Source organism: Spiroplasma endosymbiont of Tipula paludosa (assembly GCF_964264785.1).
In the GTDB taxonomy this organism is placed as follows: Bacteria; Bacillota_I; Bacilli_A; order Mycoplasmatales; family Nriv7; genus Nriv7.
The window spans coordinates 1,134,143-1,160,335 of the sequence record NZ_OZ183484.1; the positions used below are offsets into that span (position 1 = coordinate 1,134,143).

Genomic DNA, 26,193 nt, shown 5'->3' on the forward strand with positions numbered 1-26,193 from the left:
AATATAGGTATGTATAAATTTATGTCGTGGTTAGTTATCGTTTTTATTGGTTTAGTCCCCGTGAGTGCCTTCTTTGATAAAAAACAACCACCAAAACCTAATATGGAACAATTTTTTATGAAACGAGAAAAACGAGCAACAAATCCTAGTCAATGTGAAGATAGTTGTGAATTAGAGTTTTCCAGTATTAAGAATAGTGGTTTAATTATAATCCCTAATGTAAAAAGTGTTATGATTGATTTTACTAAAAGTGATATTTTATTACCTAATTTTCTATTACCACAAAAACAATTTTATTTAGCTAGTTCAGAATTTACTAATCTTTATAACAAAAATGGTGTTTATAAAAAAATAAATGGTTATCGTATTTATAATTTTACTTATGATGTTGATAGTTATTGACTCGAAGAAATTGTTAATGTTAAAATTTCATTTGAAAAAGTTTCAAGTCTTTATCGTATAGTTTTATTTTCTGCCGAAATGCCCCCTTTGCCAGAAAAAGATAACGAACAACCGCTGCCTACGAAAATAACTAAAAATGATGGTGAATATCAATATACTCAGTTTCAAGATAAGTTAGATTATTTAATGATACAACGGCGAGATTTTGATAAATTTAATTATAGTTATTTATATTGAGTTCCCATTTTTAATTTCTTTGATGATAATTTTAAATATATGAGTGAAATGTCAATTGAATTAAATGGTTTTAAACAAAATAGTAAATTTACTTTAATTCGTAGTTTTGAACCTGAAAACTCATTATATTTTTTTGATAGCTTAGAATTTTCTAGTTTTAATGATATTTTTAAAATTGAAATTTCTTTAGGGATGGTTACTTTTTATTTAAATGATGAACAATTGATTAAGTTTAGATGATTAGATGGTTGAGCCAAAGATTTTATTAATACCTTTTTTGGACAAATTAATTATTATGGTAATACTTTCGATTTTTTACGATACGATGACAAATTAAAATCAGATTTTAAAGATTTTATGCTTTATTATCAAAAAAATTTAACTATTGATTTTATTAATGGTTTATTTAATAAAATTTATAAAGTTTTAGGTGACTTTTTTGTACAATTTTTTTATTCGAGTTTTGATATGGATGCTTCCACTTATGTAGAATTAGATTACAAAGGAATGAAACAAATCCCTAAAAATGTTTTACAAATGGGATTTTTCTATCGTTCCTTAATTACCTTTTATCCCAAACAGTATTTAATTAACTTTGGTTCCACAATCGAAAATAGTAAGAATATGATTTTTCGTTCCTATTTTTTTGTTAAAGATAAACAAACCGCCAATGGTTTTAACACTGGTAAAAGTTCTTATCAAATAAATTTTAATGTGTTAAAAGCATATGATAACCAATTATGGAATGTTACTAGCAATAAATTGCATTTTTACAATGCCAAAGTTGATGTCATGTATGGAATTAATATTTTTACACTAAGTTTTCCGCTATATAAAAAGAAAAATGAAAGTACTGAATATCATTATTCTTTATACGATTTTAACATTTTGAATTCAACAGCTTTTATTGGTGGCGGAATAATTGGTAATATGGATGATTTAATTCCGACGCCTAATTGTTCTTATTGGGGATTATTTAGTGCTATATCTTGTGGTATTCAACACGCTTCTGTTAGTGTGTTAAATTGATTACTTGGTCTTTCTGGGATTAATCTTTTAATTCACCCTCTTGCAGATATTGCCAAAACGACGATTAATTTTACCAAAACTGCCCTTCCGGTATTTGAAGTTATTCCAGCATTTCAGATGTTATTTGAATTTGTAGTGCCATTAGCAATTTTATTAATAATATTAAAAAAGTTCTCTTAAATATTTCTAATATTTTTTATAATATAATTCCTTTGAAAGGAGGATTTTTCTTTATGCGAAAATTTTTATCAGCTTTAAATTTAGTATGTGTAATGTTTGTTTTTGGTTGTAGTAAAAATAGTAATGTTTTAAATAAATATGATTTAAAGTTTACTAGTATTCAAAATAGTGGTTTAATTATAATCCCTAATGTAAAAAGTGTTATGATTGATTTTACTAAAAGTGATATTTTATTACCTAATTTTCTATTACCACAAAAACAATTTTATTTAGCTAGTTCAGAATTTACTAATCTTTATAACAAAAATGGTGTTTATAAAAAAATAAATAGTTATCGTATTTATAATTTTACTTATGATGTTGATAGTTATTGACTCGAAGAAATTGTTAATGTTAAAATTTCATTTGAAAAAGTTTCAAGTCTTTATCGTATAGTTTTATTTTCTGCCGAAATGCCTCATTAATTTAGTAATTTAATAACCATTCTTGAAAATCGTATTTTTGTAATACGATTTTCTTAATTTAAGGAGTTTTAAAATGAAATATATTATTTCTCAAGCAGATTTAGCAGATTTAAAAGCAAAAATCCAAAGTTGACTAAGTGCTAATTGCCGCAATCCTTATTACTATAAAACTAAAAAACGCCTTACTGCCTATTTAAACTTATGTACTTATTTCTATATTGAAGAAACTACTTTAACAAAACTTATTAAAAAATATTTTAAGAATGCAACGAAAACTTTTTATCGTTGGGCAGAAAAAATTATGACCGCTTATTATTCTGACAATTTAGATTTGTTATTGTTTAAGACTACAAAACCACAAAATCTTAATTATCAATATAGTTTAAATTCTCGTGAAAAAGTATGTGATTTATATTTTGATTACAAAAATCTTCAAGCCGGTGGAATGTGGTCTTTATTTAACAATTTAAAAATCGGTTTTCACGATATTAAAAATTCAGAAGTTCCTAAAAACATTAAAACTTTTTATCGTTGAATTAAATCTGACCCTCGTTGAAAAGAATTAAAACAGCAAATCAAACAAACAAAACGCCATTTTAAGCGTTATGAAGTCTCCGAGATTGGTCTTTTACAAATGGATGCTAAAATTATTACCACATCAAATTTTCCGGTTGATAAAAAATATTACATTTATGATTTCATTGACGAAATAACACGGATAGTATTTGGTTATGTTTATGATAGTTTAGGAACCAATAATGCCATTAACGCCGTGCAAAGAGCAATGAAAGATTTTAGTGAACTTGGAATTGCAATTAAACGCCTTCGCACTGATAATGCTCCGGAATTTACTACTACTAATTGAAGTAATAAGAAATCATACAAAGTAAAAGAAAGGCCTTTTACAACCTTTCTTTCAAGGAATGGAATCGTTCACGAAACCACACCGATTCGCTCACCACAATCAAATGGTAAAATTGAACGATTCCACCAGCATTATAGCAAATTATTTTATTCTAATGATAAAAAATTAAATCAAAATGAACTTCAACATTATTTAAATCAATATTATTACTTTTATAACTTTGACCGCCGTCATTCATCTCTAAACAATAAAACTCCATTTCAAACATTACAAAAAATTTTAATAAAGTAATTTCTAGAAGTTTGAATAATTATTTTCACAAGAGATTAAACTTGTTGCTGTTTAATTGATTGAACCTAAAATTAACAATATTTTTTCATTTTTATTTTACTTCATGAAATTCAATATTACCATTAAATCCTTGTTTTAATGATCTATTTGCTTTTCCATTAAAAGTTATACTATCATTACCATTTATTGTAATTTCTTGTGGCAAAAGATCATATTGTTGTAATTTTTCCATTATTTTTTTAATTGAAATTGTAAATGGAATTTCTTCATTATATGTATTTATTATTTGTGAAGTAATTAAACCATAAATATTTTGTTTTAAATTCAATGTTACTTGTGCAAAAACTTCATCTAATGAAGCAGTAACCTTAATCTTTTGATTTGGGTTAACTTTAATTTCTTGCGACGGTAATTCTACTTCTGAAACTTCTTTATCTTCATTTGTTTTACTGTTTGAAAAATCAAACTTATTACTTAAAGTTTTTGTTTCCGAAGAACCATATTCTCCGCCAGTGCCTATTTTTGTATCAATGGTTGTTGAAACTTTAGCAAATGGTCATACACCAGATTCTCCGTGAACATTAACTCCTAATTCAAAACTTCAATTATTTTTCATATCTGATGTTTGCGAATGGGTTTCTTCTTTACTTAAACCGGTAGTAATTTGAGAATTTACGGTTGCTTCTTTTGTATATTTACAACTTGGTGTTTTCATATTCTGTTCTGCAGGTAAATTATTAAATAATGTGGTTGTTCCAAAACAAATACTTTTACTATTTTTGGTGTATGTTGGTTCAATATTTTTTGTTGCTGTTACTTTTGAATATATTAGATTATTTGTATTAATATTTTTAATTTCTTTTATAGTAACTCCTTGATTTTTATCTCTAAAACTTAAAAATATTCCTTTTTCAATTAATTTATGTAAATCAATAATTTTATTTTGTTGATTATTATCTATTGTATAGTAAATTTTCTTTTCGCCAAAATATTTATTACTATTATTTTTTGTTTTGATTATAATTGAATTATTTGTTTTATTAATTATTTCAATTTGTGAAATATCTAATTCTGGATTTAAATAATTTAATTCATTTAAAAGTGCCTTATTACTATTATTAATAATATTTATATTATCAACTAATATAATTTTTTGGATATTAATAGGTTCAAAATATTCATAAAGATAATCATCTTGTGATCCAAAATATATTTTATTATTTAATGTTGTTAATCCATAGACATCTTCGCCTACATGAACAACTCTTCTATGGGAACTTGTTGCTGGATTATATTCATGAAGATAATTATCTTGTGATCCAAAATATATTTTATTATTTAATGTTGTTAATCCATAGACATCTTCGCCTACATGAACAACTCTTCTATGAGAACTTGTTGCTGGATTATATTCATGAAGATAATTATCTTGTGATCCAAAATATATTTTATTATTTAATGTTGTTAATCCATAGACATCTTCGCCTACATGAACAACTCTTCTATGAGAACTTGTTGCTGGATTATATTCATGAAGATAATTATCTTGTGATCCAAAATATATTTTATTATTTAATGTTGTTAATTCATAGACATCTTCGCCTACATGAACAACTCTTCTATGAGAACTTGTTGCTGGATTATATTCATGAAGATAATCATCTTGTGATCCAAAATATATTTTATTATTTAATGTTGTTAATCCATAGACATCTTCGCCTACATGAACAACTCTTCTATGAGAACTTGTTGCTGGATTATATTCATGAAGATAATTATCTTGTGATCCAAAATATATTTTATTATTTAATGTTGTTAATTCATAGACATTTTCGCCTACACGAACAACTCTTCTATGAGAACTTGTTGCTGGATTATATTCATGAAGATAATCATCTTGTGATCCAAAATATACTTTATTATTTAATGTTGTTAATCCATTGACATTTTCGCCTACATGAACAACTCTTCTATGAAAATCTGTACTTGGTTTATTGGCAACGATTCCTGTCATCCCACTACTTGTTATTGTTATTGTACTTAATAAACTAAGTAATTTTTTCATTAATATCAAATCCCTTTCGTGAATTTTTACTAATTAATAAAATTAATAACACCTTTTCCTTTCTCCAAAAATTAATCTACAATCTTTTTACCTTGGATTTTAATTATAAACTATTTTAAGAACTTCCAGCCTTATTTTTATAATTTATCATCCTTTTTTTAAAAAACCTCTTGTGCTTGTCATAAGTCTGTGGTATATTACATATTTTAAAATTTTATGTAGAAACCATATACATATGACAAGATTTTGGTTTCTACAAACTTGCTTTTAATTAATAAATAAATACGAGCTCATTTATTTATTACAAGAAATATAAGGTTAAATTAATATTTATTATTTTTAGTTATGCCTTGTATTTTTTTGTGCCTTGTTGTTGATAAACTAAGTTTTTTAGTAAACGAAGTTTACTAACAAGTTATGTTAATTTAGTTTAAAGAAAGAGTTTAAAGAGAAATATATTGAACTAAGTTAAAAGACTAAGTTAAATATAACTAAGTTAATATAACTAAATATTGTAAGGGTGGTATGTATATGAGAAATATTGAAAATATTTTTTTAAATACTGAAAAATATCTTTTGAAAGAAACGCAAAATGCAGTACTTATTAAAGCACCAGCAATTCCCTGATTGTATGAATCTACTGGTATTTGGTTTTCAAAACGATTTGTTTATAAAGGAAAATATGAGAATTCTATTTGTATCGGAATAATTAAAGATGGTGAGTATCAGTTGGTTTTAGTTAATAATAAGAAAGGTCAAGAATCTAGTTTGATTTTAGGTCATGAGTTGTTAGGTTTTTTTGTTGCGGAGAAAGAGATTGCTAAAAAGAATTGTAAGTTTTAATTATTTTAAAAATTCATTTTAAAGGTGTTTTAAGGCATTTTAAGAATAGAGGTAAAGAAATATATAGTTTAAAAAAATTTAGGTTGGTTTTTAAGGTGTTTAAACGGTGCGGAAAGCGTATGCTCCGCCCGTTAATTATCAATGTTAGTTTGAGTTATTTAACTAAGTTATTGCATTTTTTGATTTAATGTAGTAAAAAAAATTAATTTTGGAGTTTTAGAAATGAAAATGTGAGTTAGTGTGGATGAGCCTGGCAAAGATTATTGTCAAGAGTTTATATATTCTATTAATAAAAAAACCGGATTAGAACAAAAAATTTGAGCGTCTAAATCTGCAGTTGATTCTGTTAGAACTGATTTAGTTCGTGATAATTGACTTTGTTTTGATTTTGTTGAACATAATTGTTTAAAAAAATAAATTAATTAGAAAATTAAGGAGAAAAGAAAGATGAGTATATTTGGATTAGTGTTTTTTACGATTTTAACATTATTACTAGCATATTATATTGCTGTTAATATTTATCGGTTTTTTAAAGATAAAAAGAAATATGGTAGCGAAGCAAAACAGATACCAAAAGATTTTACTTATTCACAGCGAATATTCATTGCAAAGTTTAAGCGAAATTTATTAGAACAAGATGAAAAAGAAATTAAAAAGTAGGTTTAGAAAATGTTTAAAAAAATAATTATTGAGTTAATTGAACTAATTTATCCAACTGCCGATTTACCACCCCAAGTTGTATTTTTGTTTTCAATTTTAATAATTGTAATGCTCTTCTCGGCAATTATTTTTCTACTCTTTTGACCTTTTAAGCGGTAATTATTATGTTTTTAGTTGCTTGAAAAGATTTAGATTGAGAAATGATAAAATCATATTTTTGAGATTTATTTATTCAAATTAAAGTTATTCCGGCGTGAGTTTCTGGTAAAGAAATTGATTTAACCAAAGAACTACTTTGACTTTTAATAGCCAATATTGCCTTTTGAATGGTATTAGTATTCATTATCTTATTTATGGTTATTTTATTTTATAAGGTTAAATCATATTTTGTTTAGAAAGGGGGTGATTATATGATTGGAACTTTCTTGGCCGATGCACCAGCAAAAATTACTGGTGAACAAGCGGTTACTAACTTATGAAAAGCATTAATTACAGCGTTCGGTAATATTTGAACTGATATTATTGGTGGCAATATGCCAAATGTCGTTAATTTTTTTGCTACATATTGAGTTTTCTTGCTTGGCGTGATTATTGGTTTATTTTTAATCGCTTTCAAAATGTTTGAAAAATTAATGCCCGGCAGATAGTAATAAAAATAAAGAAAGTGTGATTTAAGTGATGCTATTGTTTAAAAAAATAAATTTAAGACTATATGATTTTGTGGCTTTAAATCGCACTTTATTTATTATTGCGTGATTCTATGGTGCGATTTTGCATTATTATAATCCCCAAAGTTGACGAATGTTATTTGATATTATTTATTTATTAATTGCTTTGTATATTTTATATACTAAAATTTCTCATTTCTTTGCTCGTCGAAGTTTTATTAATTTCTTATTAAATTCACCTTTAAATTTAGTAATTGGTGCTTTAGGAACTGGAAAAACCGCTTTAATGGTTTTAGCTTCTTACTTATTAAGTGGTTGAAAAACGATTTCTACTTTTCCGATTACAGATAAACAAATGCTTTCATTAGGGCATATGTCACTTTTAGATTATAATTATCCAATTTTAGATGAAAAACATTTACTGTTATGAGATGAAACTAACTTATTTTTAGAAGGAACTGATTATAAAGAAAATGATAGAGTAACCCAAGGTTTACAAGAATATTTTGCTTCGGCTCGACAATTTACCCATATCGTATTAGCAAGCGGACAACGAGCTGAACATATATGAGTTAAAGTTCGCGATATTGCGAATTCAATAATTGTTGGTATTAGAAAAAAACCAGTTAGTATTTTCCGACCCTATTTACAAGTTATTTACGGCACTTTTAAATCGGTAAGCGAATACGAACAATGACGATTAACTCTGATTAATGCTAAAAATGATAAAAAAGGTCGCAAAATCAAGTACCGTAGCATTCCGGAATTAGACATTTATTTCTTTAAATTGAAAATTCCGATGTCAATTTTAAACCTTTATGATAATAAATATTTATCATTCTTGCGTGAATTAAGTAATCGTGCTTTGAATGATAATTATCAACATAAATTTTGAAATGATAATGTGATGGATATTGAAGCATTAGAATATTTAAAAATGGAAAAATTTAGTAAGATACTTACTAAGTTAAAAAATAATCTGAAGAAGAAAAACAAGTAAAGGAGTTTAAAAAATGGAAAACTTAGAAAAAATGGCTAGTTTAATTGGCGATATGTTTTATAAAGTTTTTGATTTAATTTGAACTTTAACCATTCCTGGAACAGATATTCGCATTATTATTTTTCCGCTAATTATGCTTGTGATAAATCTTGTAATTGGCGGCATTTTAGGTATTCATATTGAACGACCAAAAGTTGGTTTTCGTAAAAAATATCGAAAATCAGTTGCTAATTGAGGAACTAAGAAACAATCATCTAGTGGTCCAATTAAGAAATTTAGTGGTAATAGTCCTAAAAATAGACCGTGAGTCGACCAACATGGACGGCGAATAAAAAGGTAGGTTTAGAAAATGTTTAAATTAATAATATTATTTATTCTTGTTTCTGTTTTTTCTATTTTTGCTTTAGGTGATTTTTTAGGCTTATGAGCCTATGTGCGTGAGGGTTTAGAATATTTTAATAAAGTTTTATCAAAAAATATTAAAATTTTAGATTTGTTTAAACCAATGATAAGGTTATTTTCCCAACATCCGATTTTCCAAATTTTAGGAACGATTTGTATTTTATCAACAATATATTTAATTTTAAGAGGACCTACTGAATAAAAAAATATTTTAAAAGGAGTTATTAAAAAATGAAAAAGTTAAAGAAAATATTAAGTATTAAATGATTTAAAAGCGTTTTAGGTTTTATGCATTTTTTTATTATATTTCATACTGTTATGGTTATAATTTGAGTATTTTTAACAAGAATTAGAACTAATACAGATGAGTTTTTTAAAGATTTTATATTGTTTGATTTTCAAAATGTATTTCTTAAAGTGTATTTTTGATTATTAATCGTTTATTTGTTAATAACTGCTATTAAGTTATTTATTAGGGGTTATTACTTTAATAAAGTTTTTAGAAAGCATCAAATGCAAGTTGCTAATTGTGAATGTCCGCAACATCAACATTATAAATTTTCTGATGCTGTTAAAGCAATAAAAAAGAGTTTTAAGGCGCGATGAGATGGATAAGATTATTTCTTGATTTGTTATAATGTTTATTGGTTTGGTACCGCTAGGGGCGTTCTTTGATACAAAACAATCACCAAAACCTAATATGGAACAATTCTTTATGAAACGAGAAAAACGAGCTACAAACCCTAGTCAATGTGGTGAAAGTTGCGAATTAGAGTTTGCTAATGTTAAGAATAGTGGTTTAATTTTAATCCCTAAAAATTATGATATGCTTGATTTTACGAAAAGTAATATTTTATTACCTAATTTTCCGGCACCACAAAAACAATTTTATGTCTATAATTCAGAATTTACTAATCTTTATAACAAAAATGGTGTTTATAAAAAAATAAATGGTTATTGGGTTGATGGTTCTACTTACGATGTCCGTAGTTATTGGCTTGACGAAATTGTTAATGTTAAAATTTTATTTAAAAAAGTTTCAGGTGTTTATCATATAATTTCCTTTTTTGCTGAAATGCCTCCTTTACCCGAAAAAAATAACGAGCAACCATTACCAACAGCAATAACTAAACATGATGGTGAATATCAGTATAACCAGTTTCAAGATAAACTTGATTATTTAATGATACAACGCCGAGATTTTGATAAATTTAATTATAGTTATTTATATTGAGTACCCATTTTTAATTTCTTTGACAATAATTTTAAATATATGAATGAAATTTCAATTAAATTAAATGGTTTTAAACAAAATAGTAAATTTAGTTTAAGTCGCAAAAATTCATATCTTTTACCTGTAATGATGGAAGAAATTATTTTTAGAGAACTTTCTTTTTCTAGTTTTGGTGATGTTATTACTGTAAAAACTGAACATATTAATTATGGAGGTTCTAATGAGTTTTTAGAAAATGGTAAGTCACTTTGAAAGGTTAAAACACGAACAAGTTTTGGAAAAGACTTTATCAACACTTTTTTTGGACAAGTTAATTATTATGGTAATACTTTCCATTTTTTACGCTATGATGACAAATTAAAATTAGATTTTAAAGATTTTATGCTTCATTATCAAAAAGATTTAACTATTGATTTTATTAATGGCTTATTTGATAAAATTTATAAAGTTTTAGGTGAGTTTTTTGTACAATTCTTTTATGCCAGTTTTGATATGGATGCCTCTACTTATGTAGAATTAGATTACAAAGGGATGCAACAAATCCCTAAAAATGTTTTACAAATGGGATTTTTCTATCGTTCCTTAATTACTTTTTATCCCAAACAGTATTTAATTAATTTTGGTTCGACACTAGAAAATAGTAAGAATATGATTTTTCGTTCCTATTTTTTTGTTAAAGATAAACAAATTGCTAATGGTTTTAACACCGGTAAAAGTTCTTATCAAATAGATTTTAATGTTTTAAAAGCGTATGATAACCAATTATGAAACGTTACTAGTAATAAACTTCATTTTTACAATGCCAAAGTTGATGTGATGTATGGAATTAATATTTTTACGCTAACTTTTCCGCTATATAAAAAGAAAAATGAAAGCACTAAATATCATTATTCTTTATATGATTTTAATATTTTGAATTCAACGGCTTTTATTGGCGGCGGAATAAGTGGTAATATGGATGATTTAATTCCTACGCCCAACTGTTCTTATTGAGGTTTATTTAGTGCAATATCCTGTGGTATTCAGCACGCTTCTGTTAGCCTGTTAAATTGATTACTTGGTTTTTCGGGGATTAATCTTTTAATTCGCCCCATTGCGGATATTGCCAAAACAACGATTAATTTTACCAAAACCGCCTTTCCGGTGTTTGAGGTTATTCCGGCGTTTCAGATGTTATTTGAATTTGTAGTGCCCTTAGCAATCTTACTAATGATATTAAAAAAGTTTTCTTAGGTATTTAAAGTATTTTTATATAAAATATAATTCCTTTGAAAGGAGGATTTTTTGTTATGTGAAAATTTTTATCAGCTTTAAATTTAGTTGGGCTAATATTTATCTCTGCGTGTAGTAATAGTAATAATTTTAAAGAATATAATTTGCAGTTTGCTAGTGTTAAAAATAGTGGTTTAATTTTAATCCCTAAAAATTATGATATGCTTGATTTTACAAAAAGTAATATTTTATTACCTAATTTTCTAGCACTACAAAAACAATTTTATGTCTATAATTCAGAATTTACTAATCTTTATAACAAAAATGGTGTTTATAAAAAAATAAATGGTTATCAGATTGATGGTTCTACTTACGATGTCCGTAGTTATTGGCTTGACGAAATTGTTAATGTTAAAATTTTATTTAAAAAAGTTTCAGGTGTTTATCGTATAGTTTTATTCTCTGCCGAAATGCCTAATAAAAATTAGTAATTTAATAATCATTCTTGAAAATCGTATTAAAAAATACGGTTTTCTTAATTTAAGGAGTTTAAAAATGAAATATATTATTTCCCAAGCTGACTTAGCAGATTTAAAAGCAAAAGCACAAAGTTGATTAAGTGCTAATTGCCGTAATCCTTATTACTATAAAACTAAAAAACGCATTACTGCCTATTTAAATTTATGTACTTATTTTTATATTAGACTTGGTACATAACCTTTAATTTTATCTACTATTTTGATAATTATTTTTTAGATGAAATACAAATGTTAGATAAATACAAAGATAAAAATGAATTTTATAGTTTAGTCGGCATAAAATGTTATAGTTATGTACCAAGTCTATTGAAGAAACTACTTTAACAAAACTTATTAAAAAATATTTTAAGAACGCAACGAAAACCTTTTATCGTTGGGCACAAAAAATTATGACCGCTTATTATTCTGACAATTTAGATTTGTTATTGTTTAAAACTACAAAACCACAAAATCTTAATTATCAATATAGTTTAAATTATCGCAAAAAAGTATGTGATTTATATTTTGATTACAAAAATCTTCAAGCTGGCGGAATGTGGTCTTTATTTAACAATTTAAAAATTGGTTTTCACGATGTTAAAAATTCAGAAATTCCTAAGAATATCAAAACTTTTTATCGTTGAATTAAATCTGACCCTCGTTGAAAAGAATTAAAACAACAAATAAAACAAACAAAACGCCGTTTTAAGCGTTATGAAGTCTCCGAGATTGGTCTTTTGCAAATGGATGCTAAAATTATTACCACATCAAATTTTCCGGTTGATAAAAAATATTATATTTATGATTTCATTGACGAAATGACACGCATAGTATTTGGTTATGTTTATGATAGTTTAGGAACTAATAATGCCCTTAATGCCTTGCAAAGAGCAATTAAAGATTTTAGCGAACTTGGCATAACAATTAAACGCCTTCGCACTGATAATGCTCCAGAATTCACAACTACTAATTGAAGTAATAAAAAAACATACAAAGTAAAAGAAAGGTATTTTACAACCTTTCTTTCGAGGAACGGAATTGTCCATGAAACCACACCAATCCGTTCTCCTCAGAGTAACGGAAAGATTGAACGGTTTCATCAACATTATACTAAATTATTTTTTGCTAATAATAAAAAACTAAATCAAAACGAACTTCAACATTAGACTTGGTACATAACTATAACATTTTATGCCGACTAAACTATAAAATTCATTTTCGTCTTTGTATTTATCTAACATTTGTATTTCATCTAAAAAATAATTATCAAAATAGTAGATAAAATTAAAGGTTATGTACCAAGTCTATTATTTAAATCAATATTATTACTTTTATAATTTCGAACGCCCTCATTCATCATTAAACACCAAAACTCCATTTCAAACATTACAAAATTTTTTAACAAAGTAATTTTTTATGTATTAGCTATGTCACAAATTGCTGAAACTGTTCCCGAAACTGTTGATAATAGAGTTCCAACGATCGGAATTCATCCTGTAGTGGCTGAAATAAGACCCCCAACCTTAGTACAAGTTTCTAAATCTTTATTACCTTCTAAATTAGTTTTTATTTTATCTATTTCTTGATTTAATTCACTAATTTGTTGTTTTAAATCATTAATATCTTTCTGTAAACCTTTAACGGTTTTATACAATTCGTTTATTTTTAATTTATTATCAATTGTTTCTAAAATATGATTTAAAGATAATAATTTATTTTTAAGCTCATTTAAATGATTTCCTTTTCAAGTTCTTTTTAAAGCTTTTCCTCTTTCATCATCACCATATTTGGGTATGTCTTGCGTTTTTTGACGATTAATTTCGTTTTTTCATTCATTAAAGTTTGAATTTCAGTTTTCAATTAAATTTTCTTGTCCAATAATTTTTGGTAAATCATTTATTAAAAATTCTTTACTAATAAAACTGATCTTAACATTTTTTGTAGTAGGATATTTTTTGCTATTTGCTTTTACAGTAATTTTTACAGAAAATTCTTTATTTAAAAAAGAAAAATTAGTTTTATTGGAAATATTAAGTTCTGAAATATCTAAATTAGGATTTTGTTTTTTAACGGCATTTCAAATTGTTTCATTTTCAGCATTATCAATTATTCCTAAATCAGCTTTATTATTAAAATCTCTATTTCAATTATTATTAAGTTCATTATCAAGTCGTCAATTGGTATATTCGCCACTATGATATATTCTACACTCTCTATAACTAAAATTATTATCACGAGCTATTTTAATTCAAATATTTCCTCTTTTACTACTATTTTCTCAAAGATTATTATATATAGATCAATTATTTCAAATATTTTTTGCAATACCTTTTAAAACTCAATCAACTCCATCAATTCTATGATCTTGTCAAACCCCAGCATTCATTCTATTTTTAAATCATTCTTGAAAATTAGATAAATTAGAATAATAATTATAGTTTATTTTAATTTCTTCTCATAGATTTGGTCTAAAACCAAGAAAATAATCATCTCAAGATACATCAATTTTGTCGTTTTCTAAGGCTCTTTTATTTCTATTTAATTTTTCTGAATTATTTGTTTGTAAATAATTAATTCCGTTTTTTGCTGGAGCTGGGGCATTGCCAACAATACCTGACATTCCGCTTCCCGTTATTGTTATTGTTCCTAAGATCCCTAATAATTTTTTCATATTAATTAACTTCCTTTCGTGAATTTTTACTAATTAATAAAATTAACCAAATAATCAAAAACCTTTCTCCAAAAAATTAATCTGTAATTTCTTTATCTTGGAATTTAATTATAAACTAATTTTAAAAATTTTCTGCATTATTTCATAATTTTTCATCCCTTTTTAAAAAAACCACTTGTACTTGTCATAAGTCTGTGGTATATTACATATTTTAAAATTTTATGTAGAAACCATATACATATGACAAGATTTTGTTTTCTACAAACTTTTAGGGGGTGTTTTCTTTTGGCAGTAATATTTTGTATTGAATGCGACAGCGAAAGCTATGTCATTGGTAATAAAAATACAGTTGGAATCTGTAATTCTTGCGATGAAAAGGGTTTTTAAATTTTGAAAGGAAAGATAAATTATAAAATATGTCGCTGGTGTTTACATCTATTTAGTGATAAACGATATTTGCATGTTGCTTGTGAGAAAAAATTTATTAATCATATTAAAAAAATTTTAAAAAATAAAAGTAAAAGGAATTTAGATAATAATGTTTAAAGTTAAATTAGTTAGTATAAAAAGAAAAATATTTAAAAATAAAGATGGCTCTATGATGTCAGGTTATTCTGCCGAATTTTTGCGTTATGAAAATGACTTATTTGAGCCTACCGGCGAACAAAAGGCTTTATGAATTGATGATAACAATCTAGAACAACAAGAAATTTATAAACTGTTAAAAGAAAACGTTAAATCATTTTTTAGTTGCGAATTAACTTTTGAAAAAACCCCCAAAATAGTTAACTTGCAAAAAATTGAATTATCAAAAAATCAAAAAAACTTGTCCAGTTAATTGATAATCACTTCGGTCTGCGAAGCGGTGCGGAAGGCGTATGCCCCGCCCGCTAGCGGGTTAGTCGGCGAAGCCGACTATTACTTGATTAAATAACACAACTGGCGAAAATCTAAAACGGGAGCATAAAATATGAATTTACAACTTCAAAATCCGATTGATTTTTATATGAAAACTATTTATTACGGTCAATACATTCGTAATATTGTTATGCCTTTAGAACATATCAAAGCAAATAACCGCAATGTTAGCGGTTTAAAAAATAAGGGTAATTGCGATACAAAACTGCTTAATAGTAATATTCGTGCAAAATCTAATGTTATTCGGAAGGCATATCATAATTTTTGAGATTGTAAAAAACTTACATTTTTAACTCTTACTTATGCTGATGTTAATGAATTTGACATTAGAAAATGTAAGCGTGATTTAAATAAATTTTTAAAAAAATTAAAATATTGATTTAAAGTTAAAAATAAAAATATTAAGTATTTGTATACCTATGAATATCAGAAACGAGGCGTTATTCATTTTCATATTTTAATCACCGAAAAAATACCCCATAAAATTATTTTACAATTTTGACCTTATGGAATTAATAAAAATATTAGAGTTCGTGAAAATACTAATGAAATGGTTGTAAAATATTGCTCCAAATATATAACTAAAAATGTCCTGAACGAAAAATCATTAAACCAGTATGACTTAAATATCAAGGCTTATCAATTCTCATATAACTGTCAAAACCCTATTACTAGAAAACAAGTATTTACCGACACTTTGAATAATATTGTTAATCGAACCGTAAATTCTGAATTTGTAAAGTACTTAAAATCAACAGTTAATAATTTTAAAACTAAAATGTGCGGAGCAATCTATGAATTTAAAAATATTAATTATATAGACTTTGAAAGTGCAAATTATGCTTCATTAGAAAGTTTAAGATTTAGAAATCAACTAAGAAAAATGAAACATTAAGAGTTAAAAAATGAAAGAAAAATTGCAATTTAAAATAAGAATTAAAAATTAAAAAATTAAGGAGAAAAGAAAGATGAGTATATTTGGATTAGTATTTTTTACGATTTTAACATTATTACTAGCATACTATATTGCGGTTAATATTTATCGGTTTTTTAAAGATAAAAAGAAATATGGTAGCGAAGCAAAGCAGTTGCCAAAAGATTTTACTTATGCACAACGAATATTTATTGCAAAGTTTAAGCGAAATTTATTAGAACAAGATGAAAAAGAAATTAAAAAGTAGGTTTAGAAAATGTTTAAAAAAATAATTATTGAGTTAATTGAACTAATTTATCCAACTGCCGATTTACCACCCCAAGTTGTATTTTTGTTTTCAATTTTAATAATTGTAATGCTCTTCTCGGCAATTATTTTTCTACTCTTTTGACCTTTTAAGCGGTAATTATTATGTTTTTAGTTGCTTGAAAAGATTTAGATTGAGAAATGATAAAATCATATTTTTGAGATTTATTTATTCAAATTAAAGTTATTCCGGCGTGAGTTTCTGGTAAAGAAATTGATTTAACCAAAGAACTACTTTGACTTTTAATAGCCAATATTGCCTTTTGAATGGTATTAGTATTCATTATCTTATTTATGGTTATTTTATTTTATAAGGTTAAATCATATTTTGTTTAGAAAGGGGGTGATTATATGATTGGAACTTTCTTGGCCGATGCACCAGCAAAAATTACTGGTGAACAAGCGGTTACTAACTTATGAAAAGCATTAATTACAGCGTTCGGTAATATTTGAACTGATATTATTGGTGGCAATATGCCAAATGTCGTTAATTTTTTTGCTACATATTGAGTTTTCTTGCTTGGCGTGATTATTGGTTTATTTTTAATCGCTTTCAAAATGTTTGAAAAATTAATGCCCGGCAGATAGTAATGCCAAATTGTAAAGTTAAGTGCAACTAAATTATTTTTCTAACCAAATATTCGATTGGCGAAAGATAATTTAGTATTTTTCTTGGTCTTTGGTTTAAAGACAATATAAATTTATGAACTGCATTTTTAGTAGTGTTTGAAAAATTAAATTTTTTAGGAAATTTTTCTCTAATTAAACCATTAGTATTTTCATTAGTACCTCTTTGTCAAGGTGAATATGCATCAGCAAAATAAATTTTCACATTTAAATTTTTTTCAAGTTGTTGTCAATTAGCGAATTCTTTACCCCTATCAAATGTTATAGTCTTAACAAGATTATTTGGAAGAATTGATAAATAATGACTAATATTTTTGTTAATAACTTTAGTAGTTCTATTTTCAACTAATATTGCTAAAGTAAATCTTGATGTTCTTTCAACTAAAGTTATTAAACATGATTTACTTTTACCTCGTGATGATACTACAGTATCACCTTCTCAATGGCCAAGAGTTATGCGATTATTAACATTTCGTTCTTTAATGGATTTACCATTAAATTTACCCCGATTTTCTTGAGATTTTCGTTTCTTACCTTTTCTTCTTAAATTTTTACTAGTAACTTTTTCAAGTAATCCAGAATAAATTCAATTGTAAATTGTTTTAAAACTAATAATTCATTCTTGATGAAAATTTTTAATTCTGCCATAAATTTGTTCAGGCGATCAACCTAATAATAATTTTTGTTGTACATATTTTACTAATTCTCTATTTTTAAATTTATGAAAATAAACATGTAATTGTTTTCTATTTTCTGCTTTATTTTGTGCAATTAATGAAAAATAATGATTATTATCTTTATTTCTATTAACTTCTCGATTAATAGTACTAATACTTCGATTAAGATTTTTAGCTATTTCACTAATTTTTACTTTAAATTTCAATTGATTCTCAATATAAATTCTTTCATCTATGCCAAGATGTTTGTATCCCATATAAAAACTCCTTAAATTTACTTTTTCTAAAATAAACTTAGCATCATGAAATTTTTATATGAAATCTTTTGCAATTTTATTTACTTGCACTTACAAGTATAATTCAGCATAAAAATTAATTCAATCTTTATTTTTATTACCCAGAGATAAACTAAAAATGCGAGTTTTTTTAATTTCAAGTGGTAAATCTATGTTATCTTGAAATTTAATTTTAGTTCCACCGCCAATTTTGCTAGGAATTAAAAAACTATTATAAATATTAGAAAACTCTAAATCATATTTTTTTAAATCGCTGTTATTTTTACTACATCCAGAAATAAACATTACACATACTAAATTTAAAGCTGATAAAAATTTTCACATAACAAAAATCCTCCTTTCAAAGGAATTATATTTTATATAAAAATATTGGAAATATTTAAGAGAACTTTTTAATTATTATTAATAAAATTGCTAGGGGAACTAAAAACTCAAAAAGATATTTAAACGCCGGAACAACTTCAAACACCGGAAAGGCAGTTTTGGTAAAATTAATCGTTGTCTTGGCAATATCGGCAAGGGGTCGAATTAAAAGATTAATCCCAGAAAGACCAAGTAATCAGTTCAACATACTAACAGAAGCGTGCTGAATGCCACAAGATATTGCACTAAATAAGCCCCAATAAGAACAATTAGGCGTGGGGATTAAATCATTCCATACTATACCCACTTATTCCACCGCGGATAAAAGCTGTTGAATTCAAAATATTAAAATCGTATAAAGAATAATGATATTCAGTGCTTTCGTTTTGCTTTTTATATAGTAGACTTGGTACATAACTATAACTAGCTTAATTCAAAATTATATATTCCTGAAATTAAGTTAAATCGTAATCCAAATCTTCTAATCTTATTGCGATAACGATAAACTAGTATTTTAAATCTTTTTAATCTAGCAAAAACATGTTCAATGGCAATTCTAACTTTACTTAAAAAGCTATTATATTCCTTTTTATCTGGATTTAAGGGATTATTTTTACTCTTTTTAATTGGCAATAATGTATTTTTATGAACATTTTGCAAACCTTGATAGCCTGAATCGGCAATTAATTCTAATTTTGGATTTATAAGTGTATTTGATTTTAAAAATAACTTATAATCATGAATACTGCCATAACAAAAATCTACTGAAATAATTTTATTGTTAAATAAATCAATAATTATTTGCGATTTTAATGAATGTTGCCTTTTCTTACCAGAAAATAATAATTTTAGTTTTTTTTAATTCTTTCAATTGGAATTTCTGTAGCATCAATTGCTAATAAATTATTATTAGTAACTTTATGTTCCAATAATATCTTTTTGCCAGGTATATGAAAGTGACTATTTTTTATTAGAGTATTTTCAACTCAAAAGATATTACGAATACAACTAACATGACTAATATTATATTTTTTTGCAATAATACGATATGTACTATATTCTTTTCAGTATTCTAAAGTCATAAGTAATCTTTGCTCTATTGATAATTTATTTGGTCTACCACCAATTTGTTTTTGTTTAGCTTTAGCTTCTTTTAAAATTTCTACCATTTTCATGAAAGTTTTATATTTTATGCCTATTAGACTATAAAATTCATTTTCGTCTTTGTATTTATCTAACATTTGTACTTCACCTAGTAAATAATATTATCAAAATAGTAGATAAAATTAAAGGTTATGTACCAAGTCTAATGAAGCGATTGAAAATCGTTTTCGAGAAATTGAATTTAATAAATCATTGCCGGTATTGAAAATATTAATTAATTATGGGTTAAATAGTAATTTTTGAAATAACTATGGTAATACGCTACTTCATATTGAAGTACTAAGAAAAAATATTGAAGCAATTCAATTATTGCTTAATAATGGTACTAATATTAATATGAAAAATCATAAAGGCGAGTCGCCACTTTTTTGAGCTGTAAAAAATCAATCAATGGCGATTATTGAATTGTTGCTGGATTGAGGTGCGGATGTTAATATTAAAAATAGTCTTGATGAGTCGCCACTTCATTATGCAGTATTACAGGAAAATATTGCTGTTGTGGAATTGTTGTTGGATCGGGATGCGGATGTAAATATTCAAAATGATGATGATGAGTCGCCAATTTTTGGGGCAATAGAGCTTATGAATATTCCAATCACTGAGTTGTTGCTTGCTAGGGGGGCTAATATTAATATCCAAAGTAATGAGGGTTATACACCATTTTTTTATGGAATAAATCAAGCAAAAAACATTGAGGTTATGAAATTTTTAATTGCTAGGGGTGCTGATGTTAATATTAAAGGTAATGATGGTAAGACACCACTTTATTATGCATTATGAAATCGTGACATTGAATTCATTAAATTCTTGCTGGATAATGGTGCTAATATTGGAATTGATTCATTGCAACTAAAGCAGTTTGCTGATTATTAGGAAATAAGAAAATTGCGATTTGTAGAAATATTTACAGTGATTTTAATCATTTAAAATAAATAAAAATAAACTAAGAATTATCTAAAAATTCTTAGTTTTTCTTTGTTAATTTAATTGACATCACGATAAAATCGTATATAATCGTTTTGTAATTAAACTTAATGTTTACTAATACTAAACAAAGAATGGTGGTGTTTTATGGATATTGGTAAGAAAATTAAAGCATTACGGTTAAAACAAGATTTAACAATTGATGAATTAGCACAACGATGTGAATTAACTAAGGGGTTTATTAGTCAATTGGAACGAGATTTAACATCACCAAGTATTGAAACATTACAAGACATTATTTCGGTATTGAATTGTTCTTTAAGTGATTTTTTTAAAGATGATGAAAAAAATAAAAGTTATGTATTTTCTAGTGATGCGATGTCAATTTTAGAAGAAACGGATTATCATATTAAGTGACTTATTGCTACGAGTCAAGCTCATAATATGGAACCAATTTTAATAACATTAAAAGCAGGAAAAAGTTCACCAAAAGTTAATCCTTTTATTGGGGAAGTGTTTGGATTAGTTTTGACTGGTCGGGTTGTTGTCATTGTTGGTAATAAACAGATTACTGCCAATGCGGGCGATGCTTTTCATTTAGAAGTTAATGAAGAACATTATTTAAAAAATAATATGTTAAATGGTGACAGTAAAGTTCTTTGAATTACAACACCACCAAGGTTTTAAAAAGATATTTACTATTTAGGAGTGATGAAAAAATGATTGATACAGTAATTAAACCTAATATTTTAGAATTACGAAATATTACGAAAGATTTTTCTGGTGAAGTGGTTTTAAAGGGAATTAGTTTAAATATTAAAGCTGGTGAATTTATTACTTTATTGGGACCGAGTGGTTGTGGAAAAACTACTACTTTAAGAATTATTGGTGGTTTTGATGACCCTAATAGTGGTGAAATTCTTTTTGAAAGTCAGAATATGCTTCGGGTGCCAATTCATAAACGCAAAATTAATACAATTTTTCAAAATTATGCGTTGTTTCCGCATTTAAATGTTTATGAAAATGTTGCGTATGGTTTAAAAATTAAAAAATTAAAAATTGATGTTATTAAAAAGGCAGTTTTAGAAGCATTGGAATTAGTTAATTTAGTTGGTTTTCAAGATAAGGATATTGATGAATTATCTGGTGGTCAAAAGCAACGCGTAGCAATTGCAAGAGCATTAGTTAATAAACCTAAAGTTTTATTATTAGATGAACCATTAGCAGCTTTAGATTTAAAATTAAGACAACAAATGCAGTTAGAATTAAAACGATTACAAAATGATTTAGATATTACTTTTATTTTAGTAACGCATGATCAAGAAGAAGCATTTACAATGTCTGATCGGATTGTTGTGATGAATGAAGGACAAATTCAACAAGTAGGAAGTCCAGAAAATATTTATAATGAACCAGAAAATAAATGAACAGCTAAATTTGTTGGGGCATCAAATATTATTGAGAATGCAGTATTTGTTCACGATAATTTAGTTCATTTTGATGGTCGTGATTTTCGTTGTTTAGATAAAGGATATGGTACTAATGAAACTAATATTGATATTGTAATTCGTCCGGAAGATATTGATATTGTTGGTGAAAAGAGTGGATATTTTCGTGGTACCGTTAAGAGTGTAACTTTTAAAGGTGTTTATTGAGAAATTGTTATTGCAACGCGAAAACGAAATTTTTTGGTGCATTCAACAGATACAGTTATTGTTGGTAAAAAAGTTGGTGTTAGGTGGTCAGTAGAAGACATTCATGTAATGTGAAAAGAGGTTGAATAAGGTGAAAAAAGATAAAGATAAAAATAACTTTTTTAGTCGGATAACATATAATGTCAAAATTCGGTTTCAATGACTACGAGAAAATTTTAAAAAGAATTTACAAAATATTAAGGAAAATCGTTTTATTAAAAAAAGTAATAATAGTTGAGTGCCATTAATGATTCCTTATGTTATTTTAATGATATTATTGATTGTTGCACCACTTTTTATTCTCTTACTATATTCGCTAATTAGTCCTACTAATGATGTTTTAATTTTTGATTTTACAATAAATAATTTTAAAAGTTTTTTTTATGAGCAATCATTTTTAGCATCATTAGGTCGTTCATTATTATATGCAACTGTTGCGACATTTTTTGCCATTCTTATTGGTTATCCCGTAGCATATTTAATGGCTTTTTCAAAGTCAAAATTAGTATCAAAAAATATTTGAATATTAGTAACATTACCAATTTGAATTAATATGTTAGTAAAAACTATTGGTTTAAAAACAATGTTTGATTTAATTGAAAGAATAACTAATGTGCATTTACTAGGAACACCAATAGCAATCGTTATTGGAATGATTTATATGTTTATTCCTTTTGTTATTATTCCTATATTTAATAGTTTGGATAAAATGGATCGTAGTTGAATTGAAGCGAGCAAAGATTTAGGTGCTAGTCCTTATCAAACATTTTGAAGAATTACTTTTCGTTATTCAATGCCAGGAATTATTACCGGAATTATTTTTATGTTATTACAAGCGGCAACAAGTTTAATTGTTGTTAAGTATATGGGACAAGAAAAAATTACTTTAATATCTTCTATTATTGAAGCATATTTTTTTCAAGGTGCTAATTTTGGTTTAGCAGCTGCAATTTCAGTATTTTTAGGATTTATAATTTTATTATTAGTTATTGTGTTGCGCTTATTAGGAAAAAGAATTTATGGTAAGGTAGGACGAAATAATGATTAAAAAAATCTTTAAAAGTTCTTATTTACTTTTAGTATTATTATTTATTTATGTGCCCATTAGTATTTTAATTTTTTATTCTTTTAATGATGAGCGAAGTTTAACACATTTTAATGGTAATTTTTCGTTAACTTGATATGAAAAGTTTTTTCAAGATCGGTTGTTTCTTGAATCAATTATTTCTAGTTTGTTAGTAGCGGTTATTGCAACAATTGTTTCAGTTATTATTGGAACTTTAGCTGCCATTGGTATTAGTAAAGCTAAAAAAGTAACGCAATCGTTAACATTAAATATTTCTAATATTCCTTTAATTAATGCTGATGTTGTTACTGCGGTATCGTTAATGATGTTATTTATGGCTTTAGGTTTTAACTTTGGTCTTTTTAGTTTAATTTTAGGACATATTTCTTTTAATATTCCTTATGTAATTATTACGGTTTTACCACGATTAAGAAGAGTTCACCCATCAATTATTGAAGCATCATTGGATTTAGGTGCTAGTCCGAGATATACTTTAAGAAAAGTTATTTTACCTTTAATTTGACCCGCTATTGTTGCTGCTAGTGTTATTTCTTTTGCGATGTCGTTTGATGATTTTATTATTTCTTATTTCACAGGTGGCAATGTAACTAATGTTGCTACATATATTTATACTTTAAAACGACTAACGCCGGTTGTTAATGCTTTTGGCACAATATTAATTTCAATTGTGGCGATTTTAGTTTTAAGTTGAAATTGTTATACCATTATTAGTACGCAGATTAAGTCACGAAATCATAAAATTTTAACAGAAAAATATCGGGCTAAAATTATTATTAATAGTGAAAGAAAACTATTGCAGTTATATTTGCAGTTAAATAATCTTAATCTTGTAAAAAATCTTAATATTTTAAAATTAAAACGAAAAATTTTTCATTTAGAAATTAAAGTAGATAAAGAAAAGTTATGAATTAAATCAAAAAAAGCACAAATTATTCGTCGCGATAAACGACAAGAACGAATTAGTGAGAAAAGAAGAGAGAAATATTATTGATTAGTTCGTTGACCTTGGCGAGCAATTATTATTGTGGCATTAAGTTTTACCTCATTAGGAGCTTTAACATTTGTTTATGTGCAAAATAATCTTTATGATTTTAAATTAGGAATTTGAGGAGAATATATTAATAGTTCGGTTGTGGAAAGATTTGAAATGGCACATAACATTAAGATGAAAGTAGAAACTTATGATAAGAATGAAGTTTTATATAATAAGATGTTTACTACTGATTATGATGTTATTGTTCCTTCTGATTATATGGCTTCAAGACTTATTGCTGAAAATAAGGTTGAAAAATTGGATTGAAGTCGCTTAATGCCAATTGGTAATGATCAAGTTTCTAGTGGGAATAGTTGTTCAGATTTAGATGGTACCAAGCCAGTAGATAGTTTATGAACTTATCTTGATTGTGGTATTAAAAAAGTAATTTCTGCTGCTGGTTATAAAACAGAAAAGGGATTATTAAGTGATTATGCTGTTCCTTATTTTTGAGGTGATTTAACAATATTATTGAACTTTGAAAAACCAGAAACTAAAAATTGATTAATTGAAAAAGGTGTTGAAATTTTAACTACTAATGATGAAAAAAAAGAGGAATATTTAAATCCGACAACAGTATCATGAGAATTAATATGACAAGCTGCCCGAGAAGGTAAAAATGTTTTTGCATTAAGTGATTTTCGTAGTTTATATGGTTTAGCATTTCAAAGAATTAATCAAACAGTTAATCCTGAAAGAAAAGAAGATGTTGAATTTGCAACAAAATTATTAAAAGAATTAATTGTTGATTACAAGAATAATGTTACTTTACAAAGTGATGAAATTGTTAATAGTCTTTCAGCACCATATGATCCGGAGTCTAGTCGTTTATTTGATATTGCCGTAATGTATAATGGTGATGCTGTTGCTTCGTTTTATGATAAAAATCAAAATATTCGTGATCGTAATTTTAAAAGTGTGCGACCACGAAAAGCAATTCCAAAGATTGATTCGACAACAGGAATATCTAATCTAGATGTTTTAACACCGCAAGGAACAAATGTTTGAGCTGATGTGGCGATGATTACTAAACATAGTTCTAATAAGGATTTAGCATATAAGTTTTTACAATTTGTTTTACAAGATAAAGTACAAACAGAGTTATCATTAGAATTTGGTTATAATACGCCTTTGTTTAAAGATACACAAGATATTGTTAATGATGAGTATAAATCTGTTGCTAGTATTTATTTACCAGTTGCTAATTTTATTAATGGTCAGTGAGTTACTGATATTCAAACTGCTGATGCTGGTTTTCAAAATAAATTTATTAAGGAAATTACTGATTCCTATACACGGGTAATAAGTGCTGGTTTAGGTGGTTATTAGATTATCAGGAATGACAATTAACAAATTTGTCATTCCTTTATTTATTTTTTTAAAATAGCTTATTAATTAAATTTCAAAGTGCTGAATTATACTTGTAAGT

The 26,193-nt window shown here is 26.2% G+C and carries 33 protein-coding genes; 26 read left to right on the top strand and 7 right to left on the bottom strand.

The features are described 5' to 3' along the window. The first annotated feature begins 9 nt into the window (after positions 1–9). From ACFEL5_RS06805 to ACFEL5_RS06815, 3 genes are all read left to right on the top strand, one after another. Complete coding sequence (locus tag ACFEL5_RS06805) at positions 10–1,848, top strand: hypothetical protein (protein WP_375315302.1); 1,839 nt, start codon at positions 10–12, stop codon at positions 1,846–1,848. A gap of 53 nt (positions 1,849–1,901) precedes the next feature. Continuing rightward, the gene (locus ACFEL5_RS06810; RefSeq protein WP_375315303.1) at positions 1,902–2,312 is read left to right on the top strand and encodes a hypothetical protein; all 411 of its coding nucleotides are present in this window, start codon (positions 1,902–1,904) and stop codon (positions 2,310–2,312) included. Positions 2,313–2,385: 73 nt separating this feature from the next. Continuing rightward, entirely contained in the window at positions 2,386–3,468 is a 1,083-nt protein-coding gene (locus tag ACFEL5_RS06815) for an integrase core domain-containing protein (protein ID WP_375315304.1), read from the top strand. A gap of 91 nt (positions 3,469–3,559) precedes the next feature. Here the strand turns inward: ACFEL5_RS06815 and ACFEL5_RS06820 are convergent, their stop codons facing one another. Continuing rightward, positions 3,560–5,533, bottom strand: coding sequence for an ETX/MTX2 family pore-forming toxin (locus ACFEL5_RS06820; protein WP_375315305.1), 1,974 nt, complete (start codon positions 5,531–5,533; stop codon positions 3,560–3,562). Between the two features lie 531 nt (positions 5,534–6,064). On the opposite strand from ACFEL5_RS06820, the gene ACFEL5_RS06825 reads away from it, so the two are divergent. From ACFEL5_RS06825 to ACFEL5_RS06885, 13 genes are all read left to right on the top strand, one after another. Then, positions 6,065–6,376: a hypothetical protein gene (locus tag ACFEL5_RS06825; RefSeq protein WP_375315306.1), complete on the top strand. Its 312-nt coding sequence runs from the start codon at positions 6,065–6,067 to the stop codon at positions 6,374–6,376. 222 nt (positions 6,377–6,598) lie between these two features. After that, the gene (locus tag ACFEL5_RS06830) at positions 6,599–6,793 is read left to right on the top strand and encodes a hypothetical protein (RefSeq protein WP_375315307.1); all 195 of its coding nucleotides are present in this window, start codon (positions 6,599–6,601) and stop codon (positions 6,791–6,793) included. Positions 6,794–6,823: 30 nt separating this feature from the next. Further along, complete coding sequence (locus ACFEL5_RS06835; protein ID WP_375315308.1) at positions 6,824–7,036, top strand: hypothetical protein; 213 nt, start codon at positions 6,824–6,826, stop codon at positions 7,034–7,036. A 164-nt stretch (positions 7,037–7,200) separates the two neighbouring features. Next, the gene (locus ACFEL5_RS06840; protein ID WP_338967749.1) at positions 7,201–7,431 is read left to right on the top strand and encodes a hypothetical protein; all 231 of its coding nucleotides are present in this window, start codon (positions 7,201–7,203) and stop codon (positions 7,429–7,431) included. A 15-nt stretch (positions 7,432–7,446) separates the two neighbouring features. Further along, positions 7,447–7,683, top strand: a complete 237-nt coding sequence (locus tag ACFEL5_RS06845; protein ID WP_338967750.1) for a hypothetical protein — start codon at positions 7,447–7,449, stop codon at positions 7,681–7,683. Positions 7,684–7,756: 73 nt separating this feature from the next. Beyond that, a complete protein-coding gene (locus ACFEL5_RS06850) occupies positions 7,757–8,704 on the top strand; it encodes a hypothetical protein (protein ID WP_375315237.1) in 948 nt (315 codons plus the stop codon). 13 nt (positions 8,705–8,717) lie between these two features. Then, entirely contained in the window at positions 8,718–9,044 is a 327-nt protein-coding gene (locus tag ACFEL5_RS06855; protein ID WP_342263298.1) for a hypothetical protein, read from the top strand. A 9-nt stretch (positions 9,045–9,053) separates the two neighbouring features. Continuing rightward, the gene (locus ACFEL5_RS06860; RefSeq protein WP_215825736.1) at positions 9,054–9,308 is read left to right on the top strand and encodes a hypothetical protein; all 255 of its coding nucleotides are present in this window, start codon (positions 9,054–9,056) and stop codon (positions 9,306–9,308) included. Positions 9,309–9,337: 29 nt separating this feature from the next. Further along, a complete protein-coding gene (locus ACFEL5_RS06865; protein ID WP_375315309.1) occupies positions 9,338–9,721 on the top strand; it encodes a hypothetical protein in 384 nt (127 codons plus the stop codon). Continuing rightward, positions 9,714–11,573, top strand: a complete 1,860-nt coding sequence (locus tag ACFEL5_RS06870; protein WP_375315310.1) for a hypothetical protein — start codon at positions 9,714–9,716, stop codon at positions 11,571–11,573. Before ACFEL5_RS06865 ends, ACFEL5_RS06870 begins: the two co-directional genes overlap by 8 nt. Positions 11,574–11,629: 56 nt before the next feature. Then, positions 11,630–12,040 (top strand): hypothetical protein, encoded by a 411-nt coding sequence (locus ACFEL5_RS06875; RefSeq protein ID WP_375315311.1) that lies wholly within the window; start codon positions 11,630–11,632, stop codon positions 12,038–12,040. Between the two features lie 67 nt (positions 12,041–12,107). Continuing rightward, positions 12,108–12,269 (top strand): hypothetical protein, encoded by a 162-nt coding sequence (locus tag ACFEL5_RS06880; protein WP_375315312.1) that lies wholly within the window; start codon positions 12,108–12,110, stop codon positions 12,267–12,269. Between the two features lie 211 nt (positions 12,270–12,480). Next, positions 12,481–13,236: a DDE-type integrase/transposase/recombinase gene (locus ACFEL5_RS06885; RefSeq protein ID WP_375315313.1), complete on the top strand. Its 756-nt coding sequence runs from the start codon at positions 12,481–12,483 to the stop codon at positions 13,234–13,236. Positions 13,237–13,484: 248 nt separating this feature from the next. Here the strand turns inward: ACFEL5_RS06885 and ACFEL5_RS06890 are convergent, their stop codons facing one another. Continuing rightward, positions 13,485–14,741, bottom strand: coding sequence for a hypothetical protein (locus ACFEL5_RS06890; RefSeq protein WP_375315314.1), 1,257 nt, complete (start codon positions 14,739–14,741; stop codon positions 13,485–13,487). A 538-nt stretch (positions 14,742–15,279) separates the two neighbouring features. On the opposite strand from ACFEL5_RS06890, the gene ACFEL5_RS06895 reads away from it, so the two are divergent. The 5 genes from ACFEL5_RS06895 (at position 15,280) to ACFEL5_RS06915 (ending at position 17,487) form a co-directional block, all read left to right on the top strand. Further along, a complete protein-coding gene (locus tag ACFEL5_RS06895) occupies positions 15,280–15,579 on the top strand; it encodes a hypothetical protein (protein WP_338966992.1) in 300 nt (99 codons plus the stop codon). Positions 15,580–15,711: 132 nt separating this feature from the next. After that, positions 15,712–16,554 (top strand): rolling circle replication-associated protein, encoded by an 843-nt coding sequence (locus ACFEL5_RS06900; protein WP_375315238.1) that lies wholly within the window; start codon positions 15,712–15,714, stop codon positions 16,552–16,554. A gap of 73 nt (positions 16,555–16,627) precedes the next feature. Beyond that, entirely contained in the window at positions 16,628–16,840 is a 213-nt protein-coding gene (locus ACFEL5_RS06905; RefSeq protein WP_215826178.1) for a hypothetical protein, read from the top strand. Between the two features lie 164 nt (positions 16,841–17,004). Beyond that, positions 17,005–17,235: a hypothetical protein gene (locus tag ACFEL5_RS06910; protein WP_338967749.1), complete on the top strand. Its 231-nt coding sequence runs from the start codon at positions 17,005–17,007 to the stop codon at positions 17,233–17,235. Positions 17,236–17,250: 15 nt separating this feature from the next. Then, positions 17,251–17,487: a hypothetical protein gene (locus tag ACFEL5_RS06915; protein ID WP_338967750.1), complete on the top strand. Its 237-nt coding sequence runs from the start codon at positions 17,251–17,253 to the stop codon at positions 17,485–17,487. Between the two features lie 28 nt (positions 17,488–17,515). Here ACFEL5_RS06915 and ACFEL5_RS06920 read toward each other — a convergent pair whose 3' ends face one another. The 5 genes from ACFEL5_RS06920 to ACFEL5_RS06940 all read right to left on the bottom strand — a co-directional run bounded on the left by ACFEL5_RS06920 (position 17,516) and on the right by ACFEL5_RS06940 (position 20,103). Further along, positions 17,516–18,460, bottom strand: coding sequence for an IS30 family transposase (locus ACFEL5_RS06920; protein ID WP_338966716.1), 945 nt, complete (start codon positions 18,458–18,460; stop codon positions 17,516–17,518). Positions 18,461–18,550: 90 nt separating this feature from the next. Further along, positions 18,551–18,823 (bottom strand): hypothetical protein, encoded by a 273-nt coding sequence (locus ACFEL5_RS06925; protein WP_375315315.1) that lies wholly within the window; start codon positions 18,821–18,823, stop codon positions 18,551–18,553. A gap of 55 nt (positions 18,824–18,878) precedes the next feature. Beyond that, complete coding sequence (locus tag ACFEL5_RS06930) at positions 18,879–19,070, bottom strand: hypothetical protein (RefSeq protein ID WP_375315316.1); 192 nt, start codon at positions 19,068–19,070, stop codon at positions 18,879–18,881. Positions 19,071–19,285: 215 nt separating this feature from the next. After that, a complete protein-coding gene (locus tag ACFEL5_RS06935) occupies positions 19,286–19,708 on the bottom strand; it encodes a transposase family protein (protein WP_342224593.1) in 423 nt (140 codons plus the stop codon). Positions 19,709–19,710: 2 nt separating this feature from the next. Beyond that, on the bottom strand, positions 19,711–20,103 hold the full coding sequence (locus ACFEL5_RS06940; RefSeq protein ID WP_375315019.1) for a transposase family protein: 393 nt from the start codon (positions 20,101–20,103) through the stop codon (positions 19,711–19,713). A 124-nt stretch (positions 20,104–20,227) separates the two neighbouring features. Here ACFEL5_RS06940 and ACFEL5_RS06945 point away from each other — a divergent pair, with 124 nt between their 5' ends. The 5 genes from ACFEL5_RS06945 to ACFEL5_RS06965 all read left to right on the top strand — a co-directional run bounded on the left by ACFEL5_RS06945 (position 20,228) and on the right by ACFEL5_RS06965 (position 26,093). Further along, positions 20,228–20,899, top strand: a complete 672-nt coding sequence (locus tag ACFEL5_RS06945; RefSeq protein WP_375315317.1) for an ankyrin repeat domain-containing protein — start codon at positions 20,228–20,230, stop codon at positions 20,897–20,899. A 198-nt stretch (positions 20,900–21,097) separates the two neighbouring features. Next, a complete protein-coding gene (locus ACFEL5_RS06950) occupies positions 21,098–21,637 on the top strand; it encodes a helix-turn-helix domain-containing protein (protein WP_338968031.1) in 540 nt (179 codons plus the stop codon). A gap of 47 nt (positions 21,638–21,684) precedes the next feature. Continuing rightward, on the top strand, positions 21,685–22,734 hold the full coding sequence (potA, locus tag ACFEL5_RS06955) for a spermidine/putrescine ABC transporter ATP-binding protein (protein WP_215827083.1): 1,050 nt from the start codon (positions 21,685–21,687) through the stop codon (positions 22,732–22,734). Between the two features lies 1 nt (position 22,735). Further along, complete coding sequence (gene potB / locus ACFEL5_RS06960) at positions 22,736–23,692, top strand: spermidine/putrescine ABC transporter permease (protein WP_342277422.1); 957 nt, start codon at positions 22,736–22,738, stop codon at positions 23,690–23,692. Further along, positions 23,685–26,093, top strand: coding sequence for an extracellular solute-binding protein (locus ACFEL5_RS06965; protein WP_375315318.1), 2,409 nt, complete (start codon positions 23,685–23,687; stop codon positions 26,091–26,093). The genes potB and ACFEL5_RS06965 overlap by 8 nt, the downstream gene beginning before the upstream one ends. Positions 26,094–26,193 lie beyond the last annotated feature (100 nt).